The organism is Halobacillus salinarum (assembly GCF_022919095.1).
Classification (GTDB): domain Bacteria; phylum Bacillota; class Bacilli; order Bacillales; family Halobacillaceae; genus Halobacillus_B; species Halobacillus_B salinarum.
The window spans coordinates 2752449-2775048 of sequence record NZ_CP095073.1; the positions used below are offsets into that span (position 1 = coordinate 2752449).

22 protein-coding genes are annotated in these 22600 nt (G+C 43.1%); 3 read left to right on the plus strand and 19 right to left on the minus strand.

The features are described from left to right. Window positions 1-18: 18 nt before the first annotated feature. The 9 genes from acpP to sdaAB all read right to left on the minus strand — a co-directional run bounded on the left by acpP (window position 19) and on the right by sdaAB (window position 8301). Window positions 19-252, minus strand: coding sequence for an acyl carrier protein (gene acpP / locus MUN89_RS14150; RefSeq protein ID WP_244708444.1), 234 nt, complete (start codon window positions 250-252; stop codon window positions 19-21). Window positions 253-312: 60 nt separating this feature from the next. Continuing rightward, window positions 313-1053, minus strand: a complete 741-nt coding sequence (gene fabG / locus MUN89_RS14155) for a 3-oxoacyl-[acyl-carrier-protein] reductase (protein WP_244708445.1) — start codon at window positions 1051-1053, stop codon at window positions 313-315. Continuing rightward, window positions 1053-1994: an ACP S-malonyltransferase gene (gene fabD, locus MUN89_RS14160; RefSeq protein ID WP_244708446.1), complete on the minus strand. Its 942-nt coding sequence runs from the start codon at window positions 1992-1994 to the stop codon at window positions 1053-1055. The genes fabG and fabD overlap by 1 nt, the downstream gene beginning before the upstream one ends. Then, a complete protein-coding gene (plsX, locus tag MUN89_RS14165; protein WP_244708447.1) occupies window positions 1991-2998 on the minus strand; it encodes a phosphate acyltransferase PlsX in 1008 nt (335 codons plus the stop codon). The genes fabD and plsX overlap by 4 nt, the downstream gene beginning before the upstream one ends. Then, window positions 2982-3575 carry a transcription factor FapR gene (gene fapR, locus MUN89_RS14170; RefSeq protein WP_244708448.1) on the minus strand — a complete coding sequence of 198 codons (594 nt, stop codon included), beginning with the start codon at window positions 3573-3575 and terminating at the stop codon, window positions 2982-2984. The genes plsX and fapR overlap by 17 nt, the downstream gene beginning before the upstream one ends. Window positions 3576-3683: 108 nt before the next feature. Continuing rightward, on the minus strand, window positions 3684-4589 hold the full coding sequence (locus tag MUN89_RS14175; RefSeq protein ID WP_244708449.1) for a S66 peptidase family protein: 906 nt from the start codon (window positions 4587-4589) through the stop codon (window positions 3684-3686). A 97-nt stretch (window positions 4590-4686) separates the two neighbouring features. Next, window positions 4687-6723 (minus strand): ATP-dependent DNA helicase RecG, encoded by a 2037-nt coding sequence (gene recG, locus MUN89_RS14180; protein WP_244708450.1) that lies wholly within the window; start codon window positions 6721-6723, stop codon window positions 4687-4689. Window positions 6724-6733: 10 nt separating this feature from the next. Beyond that, window positions 6734-7618, minus strand: a complete 885-nt coding sequence (sdaAA, locus tag MUN89_RS14185) for an L-serine ammonia-lyase, iron-sulfur-dependent, subunit alpha (RefSeq protein WP_244708451.1) — start codon at window positions 7616-7618, stop codon at window positions 6734-6736. Window positions 7619-7638: 20 nt separating this feature from the next. After that, a complete protein-coding gene (sdaAB, locus tag MUN89_RS14190) occupies window positions 7639-8301 on the minus strand; it encodes an L-serine ammonia-lyase, iron-sulfur-dependent subunit beta (protein WP_244708452.1) in 663 nt (220 codons plus the stop codon). 212 nt (window positions 8302-8513) lie between these two features. Between sdaAB and MUN89_RS14195 the strand changes: the two genes are divergently transcribed. After that, complete coding sequence (locus tag MUN89_RS14195) at window positions 8514-9782, plus strand: NCS2 family permease (RefSeq protein ID WP_244708453.1); 1269 nt, start codon at window positions 8514-8516, stop codon at window positions 9780-9782. Between the two features lie 259 nt (window positions 9783-10041). Here the strand turns inward: MUN89_RS14195 and MUN89_RS14200 are convergent, their stop codons facing one another. Next, window positions 10042-11925: a terpene cyclase/mutase family protein gene (locus tag MUN89_RS14200; protein WP_244708454.1), complete on the minus strand. Its 1884-nt coding sequence runs from the start codon at window positions 11923-11925 to the stop codon at window positions 10042-10044. Between the two features lie 83 nt (window positions 11926-12008). On the opposite strand from MUN89_RS14200, the gene MUN89_RS14205 reads away from it, so the two are divergent. Then, window positions 12009-13175 (plus strand): DUF2515 family protein, encoded by a 1167-nt coding sequence (locus MUN89_RS14205; RefSeq protein WP_244708455.1) that lies wholly within the window; start codon window positions 12009-12011, stop codon window positions 13173-13175. Between the two features lie 120 nt (window positions 13176-13295). Here the strand turns inward: MUN89_RS14205 and MUN89_RS14210 are convergent, their stop codons facing one another. Together MUN89_RS14210 and MUN89_RS14215 are read right to left on the minus strand one after the other, a co-directional pair. Beyond that, window positions 13296-14963, minus strand: a complete 1668-nt coding sequence (locus MUN89_RS14210) for a DAK2 domain-containing protein (protein ID WP_244708456.1) — start codon at window positions 14961-14963, stop codon at window positions 13296-13298. A gap of 27 nt (window positions 14964-14990) precedes the next feature. After that, window positions 14991-15353, minus strand: coding sequence for an Asp23/Gls24 family envelope stress response protein (locus MUN89_RS14215; RefSeq protein WP_244708457.1), 363 nt, complete (start codon window positions 15351-15353; stop codon window positions 14991-14993). 245 nt (window positions 15354-15598) lie between these two features. On the opposite strand from MUN89_RS14215, the gene rpmB reads away from it, so the two are divergent. After that, window positions 15599-15787 carry a 50S ribosomal protein L28 gene (gene rpmB / locus MUN89_RS14220; RefSeq protein ID WP_244708458.1) on the plus strand — a complete coding sequence of 63 codons (189 nt, stop codon included), beginning with the start codon at window positions 15599-15601 and terminating at the stop codon, window positions 15785-15787. A gap of 43 nt (window positions 15788-15830) precedes the next feature. Here the strand turns inward: rpmB and spoVM are convergent, their stop codons facing one another. From spoVM to rsmB, 7 genes are all read right to left on the minus strand, one after another. Then, window positions 15831-15911, minus strand: a complete 81-nt coding sequence (gene spoVM, locus MUN89_RS14225; protein WP_244713812.1) for a stage V sporulation protein SpoVM — start codon at window positions 15909-15911, stop codon at window positions 15831-15833. A 53-nt stretch (window positions 15912-15964) separates the two neighbouring features. Continuing rightward, window positions 15965-16489 carry a thiamine diphosphokinase gene (locus tag MUN89_RS14230; protein WP_244708459.1) on the minus strand — a complete coding sequence of 175 codons (525 nt, stop codon included), beginning with the start codon at window positions 16487-16489 and terminating at the stop codon, window positions 15965-15967. A 198-nt stretch (window positions 16490-16687) separates the two neighbouring features. Next, entirely contained in the window at window positions 16688-17338 is a 651-nt protein-coding gene (gene rpe, locus MUN89_RS14235; protein WP_244708460.1) for a ribulose-phosphate 3-epimerase, read from the minus strand. A gap of 2 nt (window positions 17339-17340) precedes the next feature. Continuing rightward, window positions 17341-18222: a ribosome small subunit-dependent GTPase A gene (gene rsgA / locus MUN89_RS14240; RefSeq protein WP_244708461.1), complete on the minus strand. Its 882-nt coding sequence runs from the start codon at window positions 18220-18222 to the stop codon at window positions 17341-17343. Window positions 18223-18234: 12 nt separating this feature from the next. Beyond that, entirely contained in the window at window positions 18235-20196 is a 1962-nt protein-coding gene (gene pknB, locus MUN89_RS14245) for a Stk1 family PASTA domain-containing Ser/Thr kinase (RefSeq protein ID WP_318036083.1), read from the minus strand. A 55-nt stretch (window positions 20197-20251) separates the two neighbouring features. Next, a complete protein-coding gene (locus MUN89_RS14250) occupies window positions 20252-21016 on the minus strand; it encodes a Stp1/IreP family PP2C-type Ser/Thr phosphatase (protein WP_244708462.1) in 765 nt (254 codons plus the stop codon). Window positions 21017-21249: 233 nt separating this feature from the next. Beyond that, window positions 21250-22596, minus strand: coding sequence for a 16S rRNA (cytosine(967)-C(5))-methyltransferase RsmB (rsmB, locus tag MUN89_RS14255; protein WP_244713814.1), 1347 nt, complete (start codon window positions 22594-22596; stop codon window positions 21250-21252). Between the last annotated feature and the right edge of the window lie 4 nt (window positions 22597-22600).

The following is a 22600-nucleotide window of genomic DNA, read 5'->3' on the forward strand; positions in this document are numbered from 1 at the left end:
CAGGCAGCTATTCAAAGTTTAGCTCTGGCTGCTTATGTAATTCACAGCATCGCCAACTGTATTAATCTTTTCAGCTTCTTCATCGGAGATTTCCATATCAAACTCATCTTCAAGCTCCATTACTAATTCTACAACATCAAGAGAGTCTGCTTCTAGATCTTCTTTGAAGGAAGCTTCCATTTTTACTTTTGATTCGTCTACATCAAGACGGTCGACAATGATTTGTTTTACACGGTCAAATGTTTCTGCCATTGGAACTTCACCTCCCTTCAGTCATTATAGTAAATTTCCCGGCGGAAAACCAGATTATTTTCACATCACCATTCCGCCGTCCACATGAAGAGTCTGTCCTGTCATGTAGGAAGCATCCTCTGAAGCGAGGAAACGAACTACACGGCTGACATCTTTCCCGCTGCCGAGACGCTTTAACGGAATTAAAGCAAGCATCTGTTCACGCTGCTCCTCGGTAAGTGCATCTGTCATATCTGTGGAAATATAACCTGGAGCAACAGCATTTACTAGGATATTACGTGTGGCTAGTTCTTTTGCAGATGATTTCGTCAAGCCGATGACTCCTGCTTTCGCGGCTACATAATTTGCCTGCCCCGGATTACCTGAAACCCCTACAATCGAGGCAATATTAATGATGCGCCCGTATTTCTGCTTCATCATCTGCCTGGTCACAGCTTTCGTACAAAGGAAGACCCCTTTAAGATTTATATCAATTACATCATCGAATTCTTCTTCTTTCATTCTCATCAGCAGATTATCTTTCGTTATCCCTGCATTATTAACGAGGATGTCAAGCCGTCCAAATTCACTGACAACCGTTTTAATCATATTCGTCACATCATCGCTGTCTGCTACGTTGGCTTGAATTTTAATGGCCTCTCCACCCTGCTCTTTAATCAGGTTTACGACTTCCTCCGCTTTTGCTTCGCTGCCAGCATAATTGACCGCCACTTTTGCGCCTTTAGCAGCAAGCTCTAGTGCGATGGCTCTGCCTATTCCTCTTGATGCACCTGTGACTAAAGCTACTTGTTCATTCAGCATTAAGACTCCTCCTTATACCACGTAATCAGTTCGCTGACAGATTCCGGGTTTTGTATCGCAAAAGTCTTCGTTCTTCTGTTCACTTTTTTTACTAAACCACTCAATACTTTTCCATGGCCCACTTCAACGATAGCATCTAATTCTTGAGTCGTGAAGCTCTCTAATATTTCCTGGAACCGCACTGGAGAGTACAGCTGTTCAACAAGGAGTTTTTCAATTTTTTCAGGCTCCTGAACAGGCTGAGCCGTGACGTTCGCATAAACAGGAATATCCGCTTTCGTTACGGTCGTTTCGTTTAAATAACGGGAAAAATCTTCGCTTGCTGGTTCCATCAGCTTCGAGTGAAACGGACCGCTTACATTTAGGGGGAGCACACGTTTTGCCCCGTTTTCTTTAAGGTAAGAAGAGGCTTCTTCCACTCCTTCCCTTGTTCCGGAAATGACAATTTGACCGGGGCAGTTAATGTTTGCAAGATCCACCACTTCGTCTGAATGCAATTCGGCTATAGCAGCTTCGATGTCTTCCTTAGACAGCCCCAGGACAGCAGCCATCGCCCCTTTACCAGTAGGGTAAGCTTCCTCCATCAGCTTCCCGCGGATATGGACAAGCTTCACCGCTTCTATTGGAGTAAGCGCTCCCGCAGAAACTAGCGCACTGTATTCACCCAGACTATGCCCTGCGGTCATCACTGGTTCTATTCCTGCTTCTTTCAATACTAATGCGATGGCAGCACTGTTTAACAATAATGCAGGCTGGGCATTTTCTGTTTTAGTCAGTTCATCTGAAGGACCTTCAAACATCAGTTTTGTCAAAGGGTAACCGAGCGCTTCGTCAGCCTCGTCAAACAATTCTCTCACCTTATCATACTGGTCGTACATATCTTTGCCCATTCCTACTTCCTGAGAACCTTGCCCTGGAAAAATAAAAGCTAATTGCTTCATTTTTGCTCCTCCTCCTTCAACCGCAATTCTTTAAGTGTTTTTGCTATCGTCCTAGTGACATTTTGTTCGACCATTTGCTCTGCCTGGCGGATTGCACTGTATACGGCTCTCGCATTGGATGAACCATGGGCTTTAATTACTGGCGCCGCTAATCCAAACAAGCCAGCTCCTCCATACTCCGAATAATCCAGCTGCTTTTGTAATCCCTTTAAATCACTTTTTACTAGACCTGCAGCGATTTTTGTTTTCATGTTGGACATAAAGGTTTTTTTCATCATAGAAAACATCGTAAGTGCCGTGCCTTCTATTGTTTTTAAAGCGATATTTCCTGTAAACCCGTCCGTAATGACTACATCAGCTGCTCCATCAAGCAAGTCTCTAGCCTCCACATTGCCGATAAAATGGATTGGTGCTTCTTTCATCCGCTGAAAAGCTTTTTTTGTAAGATCGCTGCCTTTGCCTTCTTCCGTTCCTACATTCAGCAGCCCTACGCGCGGAGTTTTAACGCCCCGGACATTTTCAGAGTAAATGGATCCGATGATCGCATATTGCAGCAGATGCTCTGCCTTTGCATCCACATTAGCCCCGACATCAAGCATTAAAAACCCGCTTCCATCCTGAGTAGGAAGGGTTGGACTCAAGGCGGGCCGCTCCACGCCTTCCATTCTGCCTACAATGAACAAACCAGCACTCATGAGAGCTCCCGTATTTCCAGCTGAAATACAAGCTTCGGCACGACCCTCGCTTACTTCCTTGGCCATTAGTACCATGGATGCATTTTTCTTTCTTCTGACTGCCCGCACAGGCTCATCTTCTGAAGTAATAACTTCAGTGGTATGTAAAATTGATATATTGGATTCCTCATTTAAATGAGGGCGGATCTTTTCCTCATCTCCAACTAAAGTTATCTCTAAAGCCGGGTTGGCATGAACTGCCTCTACCGCTCCTTTCACAATGGCTTCTGGTGCGTGGTCTCCGCCCATTGCGTCAATGGCTAGTTTCATGGTTATCAAGCTCCTTGTGTTGATTTGAGCGAAACATCTCAAACAAACCCGAAAACACTTCTTCGTTCTCCACATAGCTGTGAACAGAAACGATTGTCCGGCCTTTTTCGTCCTCACCCTGAACCGTGGCTTTCGCAACTACTCGTTCCCCTAATTTAACCTGCCTTCTAAAAGCAATGTCCGAACGGGCAGTGAGCGCAAGCTCATCGTTTATTACCGCTACAGCTAAGGAGTTGGCTTGGGCAAATAAATGATGGCCGCGGGCAATATTGTTTCTGGAAAATACATGTTCCTGTCTGACGTCAAAAATTGAAAGCGCTCTCTCGTCCAATTCCAGGTCAATAACCTCCCCGATTACTTCTTCTATAGGGAGTGCCTTAACAGTTTCCTTCCACTCTTGTGTTGCGACAGATTTTATTCGTTCCCGAAGCTCAGGAATGGATAACTCCATCCGGTCAAGTCTTATCGTTTGAATGCTTACTCCAAATTGTTTCGCTAAGTCTTCATCTGTAATAAAAGGAGTGCGCTCAATCGTCTGTTTGAGCTCCTCCTGACGTAATTGTTTTGATTTTTTCATTCATTTCCACCGCCTGTACCCTTCCAAGTAACTTCAACCTTATGACTAGGTACTAATAGTAATATATAATAGCTGAACCGTTTACGCAAGACTTGCCCCTCGCTCTGCTTATAATTGAATGCCTGGCTCAGCTGTTAATAATTTACCTGCGGTATCTATACAGGCATTTACCCCAAATGCTAATCCATAATTCCTTCTTCCATGACCAAACTTGAATCCGCTTAGCACAGGAAAGGGGGCCGATTGAAAAAAGCAGCGAAAAAAATAATCAAGCTCCTTACTATACGCTTCTTGATCCTTATCCATCGTAAAATCTCCTATGACGACTCCTTGAATACCATTAAACTTACCGGAGGACTTTAGCTGCTGCAGCATGGCATCAATTCTGTAAACAGGTTCATTCACATCTTCAATGACAAGTATTTTTCCTATTGTTTCGATTTCAAAAGGCGTGCCAATCGTATCAGTTAAAACGGTTAAATTTCCGCCTGTCAGACTTCCCGCTCTTTTTCCTTCCGCTATGACCTGGAGTGGAGAAATCCTATCATTGTAAGCAAGACCAAGAGGCTGAAAAAGCTGCAAAAAAGAAAAACGGGCCGCTGAATTAAAATCCGAGACTATCATCGGTCCATGAAACGTAACGAGACCCGTAAACTTTTGAATTGCCATATGTAAATAAGTAATATCGCTGTAACCCCAGAAAATCTTTGGATGGCACTTTATTAAATCATAATCGATGCCTTCAGCTATCCTAGCGGTTCCGTATCCGCCTCTAGCGCAAAATACAGCTCGAATATAAGGATTCAGAAACATTTCGTGTAAATCGCCTAGCCTGACTTGATCAGAACCTGCTAAATAACCTTGCTTTTCGGTTACAGTTCGTCCAAGATAAACCTTTAACCCCAGTGATTGAAGAAACTGAATCCCGCGGGTTAACTTCCTTTGATCAGGAGAACTCGCCGGTGCTATTACACCTACAGCGTCTCCTCGGCGCAGTGCTTTCGGCTGTATCATCTTCTTATCCTCCCTAGTTAAAATAGGAAACCTTCCGCATGCGTTTTAAGGTTTCCTATTTTAAAAGATATGCAGGACAAGAGGTGACTTTTACCTGTTAATCCAGAACTTCGCCTTTCAAGTGCTCGTCCTCTTCCAGCAAAGCTTTTATTTCACTGTAGGAAGGGTCATGAAGCCACTTCTCCCCTTCAATGATATCTAGTGCGTCCTGTCTGGCTGTTTCAAGAGCTCTGTAATCATGGACCATATCACCTACTTTAAAATCAGGAAGTCCGCTTTGCTTTCTGCCAAAAAAGTCTCCGGGACCTCTGAGCTTTAAATCTTGTTCTGAAAGCTCAAACCCGTCATTAGTCTCTGTCATGATTCTCATACGTTCTTTACCTACATCCCCTTTTGGATCTGCGAGCAGAATACAGTAGCTCTGCCTGTCTCCTCTTCCGACTCGCCCCCTGAGCTGGTGAAGCTGGGATAATCCAAAACGTTCGGCGTCATAAATCACCATCACAGTCGCGTTAGGGACATTTACTCCAACTTCTACAACTGTCGTAGATACGAGAATTTGCAACTCATTTTCAGAGAAACGCTTCATCACTTCTTCCTTTTCTTCGTTACTAAGCCGGCCATGCATAAGTCCTACGGAACTGTCTGGTTCAAAAACAGCACTCAATTGGGTATAGATATCCACAGCATTTTGAATATCAAGTTTGTCTGATTCTTCAATTAAAGGACAAATAACGTAGGCCTGATGTCCGTCCGCTACTTCTTTATGAATAAAGGACAGCACCCGGTTGGTCATTTCTCCTTTTACCCAATAGGTCTCTACCGGCTTTCTTCCTGCTGGCATTTCATCAATGACAGAAACATCCATATCACCAAAGGCAGTAATTGCCAGAGTTCTTGGAATTGGGGTGGCGGTCATAAATAAGACGTCCGGGTGGAGACCTTTATCTCTAAGGGTTCTACGCTGCTGAACTCCGAAGCGGTGTTGTTCATCAACGATAACCATGCCTAAATCATTAAAGACTACTTCCTCCTGGATCAGAGCATGTGTACCGACAATGATATCCGCTTCTTTTTTATTGATCCTTTCAAGAATTTCTTTTCTCCGCCTGCCTTTAACAGAACCGGTAAGCAGCACTACATTCGCCCGGCTGTGGAACATTTCCTGTAAAGAATGGAAATGCTGTTCGGCAAGAATCTCAGTCGGCACCATCAGCGCCCCCTGTTTCCCTGAGGTCAAGGAAGCGTACAGGGCGATCGCCGCAACTGCTGTTTTCCCTGAACCTACATCCCCTTGAAGGAGTCGATTCATCCTGTAAGAACTCTTCATATCTTTTAAAATTTCAGCCAGAGACTTTTTTTGAGCGTTCGTAAGCTCGTAAGGCAGGGACTGCACAAAAGAAGTCAGTTCATCATTGTTATACCGCTGGGCATTTCCTTTGGTAGACTCCCGATGACTCTTTCTTAACAGCTGCATTTTTAGCTGAAAGAGGAGAAATTCTTCATAAATAAATCGTCTTTTTGCATGTTTTAAAAGAATTCTTGACTGTGGGTAATGCATCTGATGTAAAGCACCGGCACGATCCGGTAATTTATAGGAGTTTTTTATATCCTCAGGAAGAATTTCCTGAACTTCATGCGAATAATCATCAAGAGCTGTCTTGATCACTTTCCTTAGCGTATTTAAGGTAAGATTCTCTTTTAAAGAATAGACGGGCTGGATAGGCTCCTGCGATTTTGATTCCCCTTTTTTATACTGACTCACTGTAATTTGCAGGCGCTGCTGATCCCATTTACCGGTAACGGTAATGGTATCGCCCTGTTGAATTTGCTTTTTAGCAAAAGCTCGATTAAACATCACAGCTTTGACAGCAAATTGTTCCACTTGCAAAGTCATCGTAAGCCGAGATTTTCTTCTGCCAAAATAGCTAAGGGAAGGCTCAGAAACCACCTTCCCTTCAATCGTAGCTTTTTCATTGTGGGCAAGCTCTGTCAGCGGCTTTACTTCGTATGAGTCATAACGAAAAGGGAAGTAAAAAAGCAAATCCTCTACGGTAAAAAGACCGAGCTCGTTTAAATGAGCCGCAACCTTCTCTCCTACCCCTTTCACTTCATTAATCGGCTGACGCAGCACAATTTTTCACTCACTCTCTTTTTAAGGATATTCCATATACTTTTGCTTCCAGCTCTCTGCCTGTAGGAGTAGCAGCAAGCCCTCCTTGAGCAGTTTCACGAAAAGCAGACGGCATTCTCTGCCCTACTTTATACATGGCATCGATTACTTCATCACAAGGGATTCTGCTCTTCACGCCGGCCAGTGCCATATCCGCTGCGACTACAGCGTTGGAGGCACCCATAGCATTTCTTTTTACACATGGAACTTCCACTAACCCTGCTACAGGATCACAAATTAAGCCTAGCATATTTTTCAAAGTAATGGCCATGGCTTCTGCAGACTGCGAAGGCGTACCACCTGCCATTTCTACTATAGCTGCTGCTGCCATTCCAGCAGCCGAGCCGACTTCTGCTTGACAGCCGCCGGCTGCACCGGAAATCGATGCATTATTGGCGACAACAAACCCAAATGCCCCAGAGGTAAACAAGTAACGAACCATTTGCTCTCTCGTTGGATTTAATTGGTTTTTAACCGCGAATAGAGTGCCCGGGACGCAACCTGCACTTCCTGCTGTCGGTGTCGCACAAATGGTTCCCATGGCTGCGTTCACTTCATTGGTGGCTACCGCTTTGCTCACTGCATCCATAAGCAGCTGTCCAGAAAGAGGAGTATGGTTTTTCATGTAATTTTGAATGAGGACCGCATCTCCTCCTGTCAAGCCGCTGTGGGATTTCACACCTTTAAGACCATCTTCAATCGCCTTTTCCATAACATCCAGATTTTTTTCCATTTGACCGACAACTTCATCTCTTGTTAGTTCTTTCACTTTCATTTCCTGCCGAATCATGACTTCGGATATTTGTATGCCTTCAGTTTCAGCTAATTCAACTAATTCAGCTACATTTCTAAACATAGACTTTCTCCTTTCAAAGGTTAATCAGAGATCTTTGCCACTTGAATAATATGATCCGCCCGTTCCAATTCACTTAGCAGCGAGTCACCGACATTCTGATCGACTTCGATGACCATCAGAGCTTGTTCTCCTTCAGCCTTCCTTGACATCTCCATCCGGCCGATATTAATTTGATGCTTGGCCAAAATGGCTGTAGATGAAGCTATGGCCCCAAAACGATCGTTATGAATGAGCAGTATAGCTGGATGACTGCCCGAAAGTCTGAGCTCAAAGCCATTCAGCTCAGTGATTTCTGCTTTCCCGCCGCCGATTGAAATGCCGACTAATTCGAGTTCCCCATCGTCGTCCCCAATTTTTATCCGCGCTGTATTCGGATGGTCTGTATGAGCATCCTCTTCGTGAAAACGGACTTTCATGCCTCCCGCTCTCGCTTTTTTCAATGCCTCACTAATTCGGGGATCATCCGTATCGTAGTCCAGCAGACCTCCTACAATCGCTACGTCTGTTCCGTGGCCTTTGTATGTCTTCGCAAAGGAACCATAGAGGTGAATGTGGGCATAGTTTGGCTCCCGGCCAAATAAATGCCTCGCTGCACGCCCGATTCTTGCAGCTCCGGCTGTATGTGAACTTGAAGGTCCAATCATGACTGGACCGATAATATCAAAAACTGATCGATATTTCATAACTTCCACCATCCTTTATTCTCACTATCTATTTTAACGAGAAAACGCTTTCTAATCCAGTTTCATGCCAATACTATCTTATCATATTTTCTAAGAAAGTAATGAAAAGATGTTGTTAATATTGCTTCTTTTAAATAACCGAGGTAAAATAATATTTTGTGGGTTACTCGGTAACCGGGTGGGAGAGGGATAATTTCATAGAGGAGTTTCTTATGCTCAATCAGCATTCCGGCCAGTCCAGCTGGAAAAATGAAATTGTGGCAGGCATGATTGGTTATTTTACGACGGTCTACATCGTTGCAGTTAATAGTCAAATTCTTGAAAGTGCCGGATTGCCTTTGCAAAGCGGTATGACAGCCACAATTCTTGCCAGCGCGGTTGGCTGTTTGATCATGGCTCTATATGCGAAAGCACCGATGATTCTCATCCCTGGCATGGGGATTAATGCTTTATTCGCCTATTCGATTGTCGAAAGCGGAGGTTTCAGTTTTCAGGAGGGACTCGGAGTTGTAACAGCAGCATCAGCTATTTTTCTCCTGACTGCATTCACTAAGCTTGGTGAATGGTTGAAACATGCAATTCCTGAATCGTTAAAGCATGCCATTACTGTTGGGTTAGGCTTGTTCCTTACACTGATTGGCTTAGAAAAAGGCGGGCTCGTCGTCAAAGGAGAACATTCTTTAATTCAATTGGGGAATCCTTCTTCGGCCCTGGTGATTACCAGTCTGATCACACTTTTTATTGCCATATTGTTATTTGTCAGGAACGTGCCGGGTAATTTTCTCATCAGCATGCTCATCGGAACTCTGATCGCAAAATTTACAGGGGTTTTAAACCCTCAAGGTTCATCCCTTGAACTAAGCGACCAGCATTGGATCATGCTTCCATCTTTCAACGAAATCGGAGACTTCCGTTTTTGGATGGCAGTATTTCCATTAGCCATTGTGCTTATTTTTGAGAACATGGGGTTAATTCATGGACAACTGGGCATGCTCAATCAGGAGGAAAAGTTCAAAAAATCCTATCAAGCCACGGCATTTTCAGCGTTGTTCTGCGGCTTTTTAGGTACTTCACCCACTGTTTCTTCTGCTGAAAGCGCGGCATCAATCGCCTCCGGCGCAAAGTCTGGAAGGGCAGCATTGGTTACGGCACTGCTTTTTCTAGGAACGTTATTCATCATTCCTTGGATTACGATGGTGCCTTCAACAGCAATTAGCCCGATATTAATTATTGTCGGGGCTCTGATGGTCCAAAACATTAAGCACATCCCGCTCGTCAATTTGGCTGAAGCAATGCCTGCGTTCTTAATCATTGTAATGATTCCCTTTACGTATTCCATTGCAGATGGGATGGCATTTGGATTTATTGCATACCCGCTTGTTAAGTTTGCGATCGGGAAACAAAAAGAATTATCGGTACCGGTTGTTTGTATTGCCATGGTTTTTCTCGTTGAATTTATCATGCGTTCGCTCGGTCATTAAAAAAACCCCTGGGACTCCCCCAGGGGTTTTATGTATATATAAACGACTGACAATTACTTCCGCTTTTTGGAGTCATAAACCGTCTTAACCATGACAAGAACGATAAACAAAAAAATTACTCCTAATCCTTCCAGCACAGCCATTATGAGATCCACTTTTTTTAACCCCCATCCTCTTTACTTACGTATATATGCTGCATGTCCCCTGAACATTCAGAAAATACAAAGGAAGAAATTAAGCTCTTCCTTTGTATTTATCCTCAGCTATATTTCCGCGTGTAGTGGCTGAGTGTCAGCAGCGGCCAAATGAATCGGTAGCTATGGTAATGAATATAAAAAGTCCCGCCCATTCCCTGTCCTTTTGGATAATCCTCCGTCCATTTTTGAGATTTTCCATGCTTCACTAAAAATTGAATCCCCTTTTCAATCGCTTTCGTCGGTGTCTCTGAAACTGAGATAAGCGCATCTACCGCCCATGCGGTATGAGTAAGAGTACTGGCCTGTAAAGGAACATACTTCTTTTTCTGATCGCTTTCACACGACTCTCCCCATCCCCCATCTATTCTCTGGATCTCTTCCAGCCAGCTGACTGCTTTTTTTAGCAGCTTTCCTCCAGGGGCGGCGCCAGTTGCAGCCAACCCTGTAACAGCTGCCCACGTACCGTAGATGTAGCAGATGCCCCAGCGGCCATACCATGAGCCATTGGCTTCTTGATTGGATTTCAGCCACTTATGAGCTTTCTTTACACTTGGATGCTGTTTTGAAAGATTTGTGTAATTGCCTAAGAACTCTAATGTTCTTCCAGTTAAATCAGCACTGGAAGGATCCTCAAATATAAATGCTGCTTTTTCGATCGGCAGCAGAGAAAGATAGGGCTTATTTATTCCTTTTTCAAAGGAGGGCCATCCTCCATCATCATTTTGCATGGAAAGAACCCATGAGGACCCAAGCTGCCAGCGCGAGTAAGTACCAGGTTCTTGGAAAACTTCGTGGGCAAGAGATCTCAAACTAGCCGTGCTGTCATCTACATCTGGATTAATGGTATTAATATTTGAAAAACCAAAGCCCCCAGGGAGTTGATGTGGATTATGGATTGCCCAGTCCCCATACTTCACATTCTGACGCGATAATAAGTAAGCATTTGCTTTTCGAATGGTTTCATCAGCCGGGGCAGCCCCAGCCTCTTGTAATGCATAGCTTATTAAAGAAGTATTCCAGACATCTGCTGTAGTATATTGAACATGACTGCAGCCGTTTATTTTACACTTCATAGATTTTAATCCATCGAGAGCCCGCTCAATGAGAGGATCATTCTCGGAATAACCGATGGAAAGCAAGGCGAAAATCATTAAAAATGTGGAACTAAAATAGCTTAGCAAGGTACCATCTGGCTCAATTCGACGGAGCATATATTGTTCTGCATCGTTAATCGCCTGCTGCTCCAGTCCTTCAAAAAAACGCAGTTCCTCTCCTCTTGCTTGTATGAGAGAGGAAAAATACTCTTGCCATTCGTCTAATTGAGGATGCACAAAAACTTCCTGCTCTCTTTTCTGTGTTTTCAAATGGGACAACTCAGGAGTATCCTTTGTTGTAAACACATGCTTGCGATTCCCAAGAAGAAGAATAGGAACAATGTTAGCTCTTCCAAATACGGAAATATCAAATAAATGTACAGGAAAATAAGCAGGAAGCAGCATAACTTCAATCGGCACTGGGAAAAATACTGGCCAAGGCAGCTGTCCGGTCAGGCAGAGCATGATTTTGGTGAACATTCCTGCTTTTTCAAGCCCGCCGCGTGCGAGAATAAAAGTCTGTGCTTTTTGCATGCATTCATCATCTTTATCATAGTAGCCAGAATAAAGAAGGCCATAATAAGCTTCGATTGTTCTTGACAAATTACCTTGTTCTTCATCGTAGTAAAGCTTCCAAGCTCCATTTTGTTCTTGCTTGCTCATAATTCGTTCAGTTAACTCGATGATTAATTTTTCCTCATTATTAATTGATAAAGAACGCAATAATATAATCATATAGGCGTCAGTGATTACACCTGTATCAAAAGCGTAATTCCAGGACCCGTCACTGGTTTGTTCTGCCTTCAAAAGATTGATGAGCCGCTCTATTTCCAGCTGGACTGCTTTCTGCAATGAAGATCAACCTCTCGATTAAGGATTCAGTATCTATACATATTCACTGATTGAGAAAGGCATTCACCCAACGGAGGTTTATTATGAATAGAAAGCAGCCATACTTACAAGACTTATCGCGTGCTTTGAGCAGCCAATCCAGTAAAGGCAGTAAAATTTCGTGCAATGAAAAAGAAACAGCAATATTGAAAGAAATTCGCAGCTTAACGGAAAAAAATAATCGTAACAACCTTACTAGAACGAAAGCCTATTATGAATACTACCTTAACCATCCCGAAATAAAGTGGGCACTGCTCGCCCACCTGGTATCTAGAAACGGGGGGTGGAATATGACTGATTTAAAAGGGGAATTTCTTTCACTGCTATTGCCTGAAAAGGAGCAGCACAACTTTTTCTGTTTTTTAGAACGAGGCAACTGGCTCATCTTTCAGGATGCATACCCGCAGCTGTTGCTTTATGAGAAAAGCTTGGAGAGTGGGAGGAGTTTATTTCATTTGCTGCCGCATCTCCAAATTTCCTCATTCATGAAAGCGATGTGGACATACTTTTGGGAAGAAAAGGACGAGAATTTACTATCTTATTCACTTATCATTAATGAGCAAATGTACATTGAAAAGCGTGTAATCGCCCACAAATCATACCAGATTTCCGTATTGAACACGATGATGTTTAAGCTTCAAGACATCCTTAACCTTAATCACCTATTAATTCCTTACTACAGCGAAGATAAAAAGGAAACTAAACTTTCCGGTGCTGTACTCCATCATTTCGCATCGCTTGAAGAACGGATTGAATTTGGAAAAAAGCTTTACGCTATGATTTTCAGTACCCCTTCAAAACTTAGTCGAATTACAGCATGGGCAGGCGATCACCTTCATACTGGTTCACGCTCAGATTACTGGCCGCAATTATTTAGTGCGACTGCCAAAAGTAGAAGCGGCTCACTTCACGGTACTCGAATCAGCGCCTGCTCCTTAAAAGAAAATGCTCCTCTCATATTCAGTCCGACACTTTCTTCTGCTTGGAAAGACACGATTCAGGAAAAAGCGGAGCGAGGAGATTGGTTTGACGATGAAAAGGTGCTGAAATTCTTCGCTCCACCAACTGAAGAAAAAGCTGTAAATATTTATGAAGCGTACTGCGGAGCAATCGAAAAAATGGAACGTGCTGTATATATAGAAAAATTGTTCCTTCATAAAGATCAACAAAGAGTTTCAAACAAGGAAAATTCCACTAAAAAAAGGGAGTGAGACGGGTCTAATTTATTCGATGAGAGAGTAAAAAAAGCCTGCAGGATTCCCTGCAGGCTGATAAAAGGTATAAATAATGAAAGGTTAGGCGGATTCTCGATTCGATTGAGACGTGAAGCACTATTCTACCGCAAAGATATAAGAGTAGATGGGCTGGCCGCCTTGATGAACTTCAATTTCTAAATCCTCAAACTGATCTTCAAGGAATGTCTCCAGCTCTTCCACTTCACTGGCTTTCACATCTTCCCCATAAATAACAGTAAGAATTTCATCTTCTTCTTCATCTACCATTTGCTTTAGTAATGATTTTGCAGCAGTGAGCTTATCTTTATCGGTAGATGAAATTTTCCCTTCGGCGATTCCCATGAAGTGCCCCTTTTCTATAGTCAGCCCTTCGATTTGAGTATCACGCACAGCATAAGTAATCTGGCCGGTTTTAACAACACTCATCAATCCGCTCATCTCTTGTTTGTTCGTTTCCAGCTCAGCTTCCGGATTGAACCCTAATAATGCACTCATTCCTTGGGGAATCGTTTTTGTAGGAATGACGATGACTTCATCTTCAGACATATCTGCCGCTTGTTCAGCAGCCATGACGATATTTTTATTATTCGGCAATAGAATGACACGCTTGGCATGAGCTTTCACGATCGCTTGGGAGAGATCTTGAGTGCTTGGGTTCATCGTTTGCCCGCCTTCAATTACTACGGTTGCCCCTAGGCTTTCAAATAATTTCTTAACGCCATCCCCCATAGCTACTGTAACAATGCCATACTCTGCTTTCTCGGCAGGCGGTTCGTTCGCCGGCTTTCGGTCACCAACAATAGAAGTATGCTGTTCCCTCATGTTTTCAATTTTTATATGAATGAAGCTGCCAAATTGCTGGCCAAGATTCAAAGCGTCTCCTGGCTGTTCCACGTGGATGTGGACTTTGACTAAATCTTCGTCTGATACGACCAATAATGAATCTCCAATTTCACTTAATTGATTGCGAAAGCGTTCTTCATCATAAGGATTTCGCTTCAGCTTGTCTTCTTCAAATTTCACCATAAATTCGGTACAGTATCCGAAAGTAATATCCTCTGTCGCCATGAAATCCTGAGCAAGCTTATGGTGTTCGGCGTTAACCATATCATCCATTGTTACTGTTTCGTCATAAGCAGGCATGTCTTCACCTTTGAGGTTGGCAAGGAGCCCTTCATAAATAGTCAGTAATCCTTGGCCACCGCTGTCGACAACCCCAACCTCTTTTAAGACAGGAAGCAGTTCCGGCGTACGTTTCAATGATTCTTTCGCAGCATTGACGACTCTTTCCATAAATGGAATAAAGTCAGACTCATTGCTGGCAAGGTCCTTTGAAGCTTCTCCTGCTTCTTTAGCTACAGTCAAGATCGTTCCTTCTACAGGTTTCATAACCGCCTTATAGGCTGTCGTTACTCCTCCCTGCATGGCTTCAGCAAAATCCATTGTAGTTAATGTTTCTTTATCTTCAATGGCTTTTGAAAACCCGCGGAAAATTTGGGACAAGATGACACCCGAGTTCCCTCTTGCACCCATGAGAAGGCCTTTGGCCAAGGCCTGGGCTACCACACCCGCATGGTTTTCCTGCACATTTTTAACTTCTTCCGCTCCAGAGTTCATCGATAAATTCATGTTTGTTCCTGTATCCCCATCTGGAACTGGAAAGACATTTAAGGCATCAATCATCTGAGAGTTCTGCTTTAAATGGCTTGCTCCTTGCAGGATCATTTCGGCAAACGTCTTGCCGTCTAATCTTTGTAACGTCACGAATACTGCCTCCTTTGACTAGCGTACCTACTCGCTGGTAACCCGTACGCCCTGAATATATATATTTACAGAGCTTACGGATAACCCTACCGTTTTATTCAGCGTATATTTTACCTGAGATTGTACGTTGTGTGCTACTTCTGATATTTTCGTTCCATAACTTACTATAATATACATATCTATGTGTAAATTTTCATCGTCCTGTCTTACAAGGACACCTTTAGAGAAATTTTCTTTACGCAGCATTTCTGCCAGCCCATCACGAAGCTGATTCTTCGATGCCATGCCCACAATCCCGTAGCACTCTACTGCAGCACCTCCGGCAATGGATGAGATTACCTCATTGCTAATTGTAATATGGCCATGCTTGGTATTTAAATCAACGGACATAGTTATCCTCCTTTAAAACTCCCTCATCTTCGTGAATCAATTATAACACACAAATTCCACCTGCTAGCGAAGAGGAATGTACAATTACACAGCGCTTTCCACTTCTATACTTTGAAACAAATCCACATATCTGTCAAGAGAAAATTCTTGATATAATTGCTATTGTTATATTGCATTAAAATGTCTGATATGATACATTTAGAAAGTATTTGAAGATTTTCGTATGTAACAGGAGGGATTTTCATATGGCACGCAGATGTGTTGTATCCGGCAAAGGTACAAAAACAGGAAACCACCGTTCACACGCCATGAACGCTAATAAACGTAAATTCAAAGCTAACCTGCAAAAAGTTCGTATTCTCGTGGATGGCAAGCCGCAGAAAGCTTATGTTTCTGCTCGCGATTTAAAATCTGGTAAAGTTACCCGCGTCTAACTTTATTCAAAAAAAGCACCCGCTGCTGGGTGCTTTTTTTGTGCTATTCTTTTTTGAACGTACCAATAACGGCCCGTACAATGCCCCCGAGAAATCGTGGGAGTTTAATCGTATAAAATTTCAAAAAAGCCCCCTCCTCCTATATAAAAGCTATTTCCAACATCCCTTGGTCTTCTATTAGTTCAAGTCTTTGCTTCTTATTACTAAGAGTATGCCTGAATAAAAAGAAAAAGTACCAGGATCTCCAATCAAACGGTTAGAAATGCATAAAGTCGAGCCATAGGGTAAATACGCATCGGTTAAAGGATAATAAAAGCCTTCTAAGGTTAATTGGTGAACCTCTAACGACACAGGTAGAAAAGACACGTATGGATATTCCTCATCTGCTTCAAGCTTATGCGTACCTGCCTCCACTAATTCCAATTGATTTTGTACATCGATAATTCGTGCTGGAACGCCTTTTTTCATTAAAGGATATAAGAGCTGTACATTCGCAAGAGCATGATCCATTCTCCCACCTGTTACCCCGAATAATAGAATTTTTTCCGGTTTGTACATAAGGGCTTGTTCTACAGCTAACTCTAAATCAGTCTCATCTTTTTCATTTGGATAAACCAAGGTTTGCTGAGCATTTGCTTGGATGATTTTAAATGAAGCTTCGCTGACAGAATCAAAATCACCAATTGCAGTAAAATGTGTCATTCCGTTTTCCACCAGTACTTCTGCACCTTGATCTGCACCAATCCATACTACTTCATCACTGTCGTAAGCTGCTAAAGCTGGGATAAAGTGTTTCGGCCCTCCCCTACAATAGCTACGGTTTCAGCCACATAATCCACTCCTTCAATGATTCTGCCAGAAGAAACCCAAAGGATTAATCATCCTTTGGGCAAGTTAATTTTATTTAGAATTTCTGATTTCTTCAATTGCCCGTTTCCGGTCTTCCTGATTAAAGATTGCACTGCCGGCTACAAGAACATCAGCGCCTGCTTCCGTACAAATCTTTGCTGTATCTTTTTTAACCCCGCCATCTACTTCGATTTCAAAGGTGTACTGGTGTTCTTCTCGCCACTCAGCAAGCTTTTGGATTTTAGGAACTACAGATTCGATAAACTGCTGACCTCCAAAACCAGGGTTGACAGTCATAAGCAGCACTAAATCCACTTCTCCAAGAACAGGCTCAAGCATTTCCGCAGGAGTCCCAGGATTTATGACTACCCCTGCCTTTACATCATAGCTTTTAATGAGCTGAAGCGTCCGGTGCAGATGCGGGCACGCCTCTTGATGGACAGTAAGAATATCAGCCCCTGCTTTAGCAAAGCTTTCAATATACCGATCTGGTTCTTCTATCATTAAATGAACGTCAAGTGGAAGGGAAGTCACCGGCCGGACCGCTTCCACAACTAATGGACCGATTGTAATGTTGGGTACGAAGCGGCCATCCATAACGTCCACGTGAATATAATCTGCCCCCGCAGCTTCGACGTCTTGAATTTCTCTCGCCAGTTCTGAAAAGTTGGATGCTAGTATAGAAGGAGCGATTTTAGTCATTGTTAATACCTCGGCTTTCTGTTCTGTATTTCTTCTAAAAATTGGAGATAATGATCATATCTACGTCGAGCAATTTCTCCTTGTTCTACCGCTTTTTTTACAGCGCAGTGAGGTTCTTTATGATGCAAGCATCCCCGAAACTTACATAAATGCTGAACTTGCACGAACTCTGGAAAACATTCAGGCAGTTCGTCCATTTCTAATTCTCCAAAATCAAGCGAACTAAACCCTGGAGTATCTGCTACAAGTCCACCGGAAATTTCATATAGTTCCACATGCCGGGTTGTATGTTTTCCTCGTCCCAGACTTTCAGAAATTTCGTTTGTATCGATGGAGAGCCGCGGATCAATTGCATTTAATAAAGAGGATTTCCCTACTCCGGATTGGCCTGCGATCACTGTCGTTCTACCTGTTAAGTGGGATTGAATCAGATCAATGGACGGCATATCATTGAAGGAAGATAGGATTACGGGATACCCTGCTTTTTCGTAAAGCTCTTTATAAGCCTGCATGTCCCTAATTGCAGCATCAGTCAGCTGATCCATTTTAGAAATGACGATCAGCGGCTCAATTCGCTTTGCTTCCACCAATACTAGAAACCGGTCCAGCAGAAGCGAATTAAACTGCGGCTGAATGGCTGACGTCACGATTAAGGCCTGGTCCACATTAGCAATCGGAGGACGAACGAATTCATTTTTCCGATTCTGAATAGAGAGAATGTATCCCTCTTCAGTGTTATCCGCTTTAAATTCCACGACATCCCCGACAAGCGGGGTGATTTTTTTCTTCCTGAAGTTCCCCCTGCCCCGGCATTGATAGACTTCACCATCATGAAATACATAATAGAATCCGCTCAGCGCTTTTACAATCTTACCTACTGCCATCTGGCCACCCACCTAATATTGTACATTGCCTTCTTCAATGACTTCATCACCTCTTTGTACTTTATAAGTAGCTTCCGAGTCCGGAGCAACTCTTACTTCAAATTCAATCGTCGTATCTTTCGTTATACTTTCCTCTTTAAAAACTTCTGAAATGTCATGATCCAAATCGTTCACGTAGATCAATACTTTTTGTTCTGGATTTTCATCTTTTTTATCGTCCTGCTGGTCCTGATTAGGATCCTCATTTTGTTCTTTTTTGTACGGAACGTCTACTTTTACTTTTTCTGTTCTAGGAGGCTCCTCTTTCTTACCTAAGGACACAGTGAGATTTACAGTGGCTCCCTGCTCCAGCTGACTGGAGGCTTCAGGACTCTGGGAAATTACGATCCCTTTAGGAACATCGTCTGAATACTGTTCAGTTACTTCAGCCTTTAAATTGTTATTGTTTAAATACGTCTTAGCTTCCTGTTCCGATTCCCCTTCAAGCGGCCTTAGAGTAACTTTAGGCGGCCCAAGACTGACCCTGAAAATGACTCGTGTATCCTCAGGCACGACTTCCTCTCCAGGCTGAGGCTGAATTTGTTCAATAATCTGTCCTTCAGGCTGGTCTGAATTCTCTTCGATCGGGAAAACAGATTGATAGCCTTTATCCTCCAGCTCTTTATTAATTTTTTCGAAATCCTGACCTGTATAATCCTTAAACTCAACCTTTTCTTTTCCTCTGCTGGAATAAACGGTCACTTCAGAGTTTTCTTTAATAGTCATTCCTGCCTCTGGATCTGTCTTGACGACATACCCATCCTCGACGGTATCGGAATACATGGTTTCCCTTTTTACTTTTAATTTTAATTCGCTGAGCTTGCTGTAAGCTTCTTCGTATTCCATACCTTTTACGTCAATCATTTTCACATCGGCCGGCTGAACAATACCTGGAATCATAAACAGGGCGGCAATGCCGGCAAGCAGGAACACCGAAATAACAGCCACTATCCATGGCCATTTTTTTCTTTTTTTCTTCGGTTTATCAGCCTTCGTCTGCTTCTCTTTCTCCTCAGCTGTTTCTTCGTTTTTACTGACTGTTTCATAGCTGCCCGTATGCACGATCGTATCTTCTTCCTGCTGGTTGCTAAACGCTTCTTCTGTAATGACTGGTATGGCTTTTGTCTTTTCTTCATCCTCTTCATTTGGAATGGAGAAAACCGGTTCATTGACACGATCATAATCGAGAGCCGTTTCTAAATCCTCTTCCATTTCCATAACCGAACCATAACGATGAAACGGATCCTTGGCGGTTGCTTTTAAGACGATATTTTCTACACTTTGAGGCAGATCAGAAATCCATCTTTTCAAAGAAGGGGTATCGTGCTGCAAATGCTTCAAGGCAATCGAAACTGGTGATTCCCCTGAAAAAGGAAGTCTCCCTGTCAAAAGCTCGAATAATACAATTCCAAGCGAATAAATATCAGATTTTTTAGTGGCCATCCCGCCTCTTGCCTGCTCGGGAGAAAGATAATGGACAGACCCCAGTACAGAGTTCGTCTGAGTAAGAGCTGTAGCACTTAAAGCCATAGCAATTCCAAAGTCTGTCACTTTGACATGGCCATAATGGTCGATCAGAATATTTTGTGGTTTTATATCACGATGAACGATATTATTGTCATGCGCATGGGAAATAGCAGATGTGATTTGTCTTATAATGTCAAGCGCCTCGCCGACATCTATCGGACTATGCTGCTGAATGTATTGCTTCAGAGTCATCCCATCCACATATTCCATGACCATATAATAAATATCATCCTCTTCCCCTACATCGTATATATTCACGATGTTAGGGTGGGCAAGGCTGGTAGCTGATTGAGCCTCGCGATGGAAGCGAGCAATAAATTCCTCGTCATTTCCATATTCCAGTCGAAGAACTTTAATGGCCACTTCCCGGTCGAGAATAATGTCATGGGCCAAATAGACATTGGCCATTCCCCGCCGCCAATCATCTCCTGAATTTTATATCTTTCATTAAGGAGACGGTTATTTAACATTCATCAGCACCTTCTTTCCCTTCTGTGCTGGTGTAATGAACAACTGCCAGGGTGATGTTGTCTTCTCCTCCACGATCATTTGCTTTATCAATCAGCTTTTGACAAAAGTCAGACCATTCACCTTCAAAAGTTAAGAGTTCGGCTAACTCTTCATCTTTTACTTTATTCGTTAATCCATCTGAACAGAGAAGCAGCCGGTCATCCTGCTCAAAGCTGTACGTTTTAATGTCAGCATCGATTTGATTTTCTGTGCCTAAGGCTTTCAAAAGTACATTCTTTCTAGGATGGTGTTCCGCCTGCTCTTCCGTAATTTGTCCCGATCGGACCAGCTCGTTGACTAAAGAATGGTCTTCCGTGATTTGCTTAAATCCATAAGCATTGGCAAGGTAACATCGGCTGTCTCCAATATGAGCAATAGTAGTGAAATACTTCGTACATATGGCAATTACAATTGTTGTCCCCATCCCCTGACATTCTTCATGCTCACTGGCGTAATGAAAAAGCTCGCTGTTGATATCCTGAACTGCATGTTCCAGCCAGCTTTCGGATTGTTCAGGGGTGCTCAGCAAGGAAACATCCTGCCATTTTTTATGTAAATTAGCTGCTGCCATTTGGCTGGCGACATCACCAGCACGATGGCCGCCCATGCCATCTGCTACAACGGCCAGCATTTGACCGGTATCATTTTTATAAATACCGCCTGCATCTTCGTTATGATTTCTTACTTTACCCACATTTGTTAAAAAGCAACCGTTCATGGTCTCACCTCATTTCTGCAATACGCTCTACGTCTAGAAGCGGTAAGTCTGCTGCCTGTCCATAAGAACATCTGTCATTTGAGTTAGGCATCTCTTTCGTTAATTACTCCACTTAGTAACCGTATTCCTGCTTAAGTTAGGGGGGAAGTGATTTTTCTTCCCCTCCTCTTCAGATTATCCATTAATTTACAACCTTCATACTCGTTTGATTCATTTTTTTTACAGGCCGGCGGTCACGTTCTGATAAGTCTTGTTAAAAAGAAACCATCGGTGTCGAAGTCCTGGGGAAACAGCTGGAGCCCAAATTCACTACGTCCATGAGAAGTTTGCAGCGGTTCTGGAAGATCATTTGTGAAGCTTGGGTCTACCTCATATTCAGGGTGCCGACATAAAAAAGCAGCCACTGCTTCCTCATTTTCGTGCCTATCGACTGTACATGTGCTGTAAACCAGCTTTCCTCCTGGTTTAAGCAGCTTGCTGACTTCATTTAACAGATCATCTTGTATGTTTCTAAGACTGAAAATATCCTCTTCCTTTTTGTGGTATTTTATATCAGGTTTTCCTCTCAGCACGCCGAGACCTGAACAGGGAGCATCCAATAATATGCGGTCAAAGCTTTCCAAATGATGCTCATCTGTAATTTTTCTGGAATCTGCCTGTTTTGCATGAATAATCGTCAGCTCGAGCTGACGGGCTTTTTCATTTACTAGCTTAGCTTTTTTCGCGTGCAAATCATAGGCAGCTACTTCTCCTTCATCTTCCATTTTCTCAGCCATGTGCGTCGTCTTGCCTCCAGGAGCACTGCAGGCATCTAACACTTTCTGGCCGGGAGAAAGATCCATCATTTCACCAACCAGCATCGAGCTTTGATCCTGGACTGTAAGCCTGCCTTCAATAAATAGCGGATGCCTGAGAATTTGGCCTTCACTTATTACGATCCCCTGAGGAGAAAGCAGGCTTTTTTCTACTGTGAAACCATCAGCTTGTAATTGATGGATGGCTTCAGTTAATGAAATTCTGAGCGGCTGAATTCTCACCGACATAGGAAGATGGTGCATGTTCGCTTTGCACATTCCTTGAGTTATTTCCAATCCGTATTGTTCCACCCAGCGTTCCACAAGCCAATGAGGATGGCTTGACTCGATTGCGAGCTTTTCAACAGGATCTTTAATCTCTTCTACATCTGCTACACCATTACGTTGGATATTGCGCAGTACTCCATTTATTAATGATGCGATTCCCTTGTGTCCTTGCTTTTTGGCAATTTCAACAGCTTCATGCAATACCGCATGGTCAGGAACTCTTTCTAAAAACACCATTTGATAAACAGACATATAGAGGAGCCACTTTACCCAGGGCCTGATTTTCTTTTGTTTTTTCATGTACGGAGTTAAATAATAGTGAATTAAATCCCTGTGGCTGAGGGTTCCATAAACCATTTCAGTGAGTAATCTTCCGTCCTGCTCAGATAATTGCTGTTTATTAATTTCCCGATCCAGAAGCACGTGGCTGTAACCACCGTTCTCTCCAATTCTCGTCAGCAACTGAAGAGCTGCTTCTCTTAATGCGTACTTACTCATTCTG

Coding starts and splice junctions, on each gene's coding strand:
- acpP (WP_244708444.1), bottom strand. CDS start 252: ATGGCAGAAACATTTGACCGTGTAAAACAAATCATTGTCGACCGTCTT.
- rpe (WP_244708460.1), bottom strand. CDS start 17,338: ATGACTAAAATCGCTCCTTCTATACTAGCATCCAACTTTTCAGAACTG.
- sdaAA (WP_244708451.1), bottom strand. CDS start 7,618: ATGTTTAGAAATGTAGCTGAATTAGTTGAATTAGCTGAAACTGAAGGC.
- MUN89_RS14250 (WP_244708462.1), bottom strand. CDS start 21,016: ATGAACGGTTGCTTTTTAACAAATGTGGGTAAAGTAAGAAATCATAAC.
- rpmB (WP_244708458.1), top strand. CDS start 15,599: ATGGCACGCAGATGTGTTGTATCCGGCAAAGGTACAAAAACAGGAAAC.
- MUN89_RS14215 (WP_244708457.1), bottom strand. CDS start 15,353: ATGTCCGTTGATTTAAATACCAAGCATGGCCATATTACAATTAGCAAT.
- sdaAB (WP_244708452.1), bottom strand. CDS start 8,301: ATGAAATATCGATCAGTTTTTGATATTATCGGTCCAGTCATGATTGGA.
- pknB (WP_318036083.1), bottom strand. CDS start 20,196: ATGGCCAATGTCTATTTGGCCCATGACATTATTCTCGACCGGGAAGTG.
- MUN89_RS14205 (WP_244708455.1), top strand. CDS start 12,009: ATGAATAGAAAGCAGCCATACTTACAAGACTTATCGCGTGCTTTGAGC.
- fapR (WP_244708448.1), bottom strand. CDS start 3,575: ATGAAAAAATCAAAACAATTACGTCAGGAGGAGCTCAAACAGACGATT.
- fabD (WP_244708446.1), bottom strand. CDS start 1,994: ATGAAGCAATTAGCTTTTATTTTTCCAGGGCAAGGTTCTCAGGAAGTA.
- MUN89_RS14175 (WP_244708449.1), bottom strand. CDS start 4,589: ATGATACAGCCGAAAGCACTGCGCCGAGGAGACGCTGTAGGTGTAATA.
- fabG (WP_244708445.1), bottom strand. CDS start 1,053: ATGCTGAATGAACAAGTAGCTTTAGTCACAGGTGCATCAAGAGGAATA.
- plsX (WP_244708447.1), bottom strand. CDS start 2,998: ATGAAACTAGCCATTGACGCAATGGGCGGAGACCACGCACCAGAAGCC.
- MUN89_RS14195 (WP_244708453.1), top strand. CDS start 8,514: ATGCTCAATCAGCATTCCGGCCAGTCCAGCTGGAAAAATGAAATTGTG.
- MUN89_RS14230 (WP_244708459.1), bottom strand. CDS start 16,489: ATGACACATTTTACTGCAATTGGTGATTTTGATTCTGTCAGCGAAGCT.
- rsmB (WP_244713814.1), bottom strand. CDS start 22,596: ATGAGTAAGTACGCATTAAGAGAAGCAGCTCTTCAGTTGCTGACGAGA.
- rsgA (WP_244708461.1), bottom strand. CDS start 18,222: ATGGCAGTAGGTAAGATTGTAAAAGCGCTGAGCGGATTCTATTATGTA.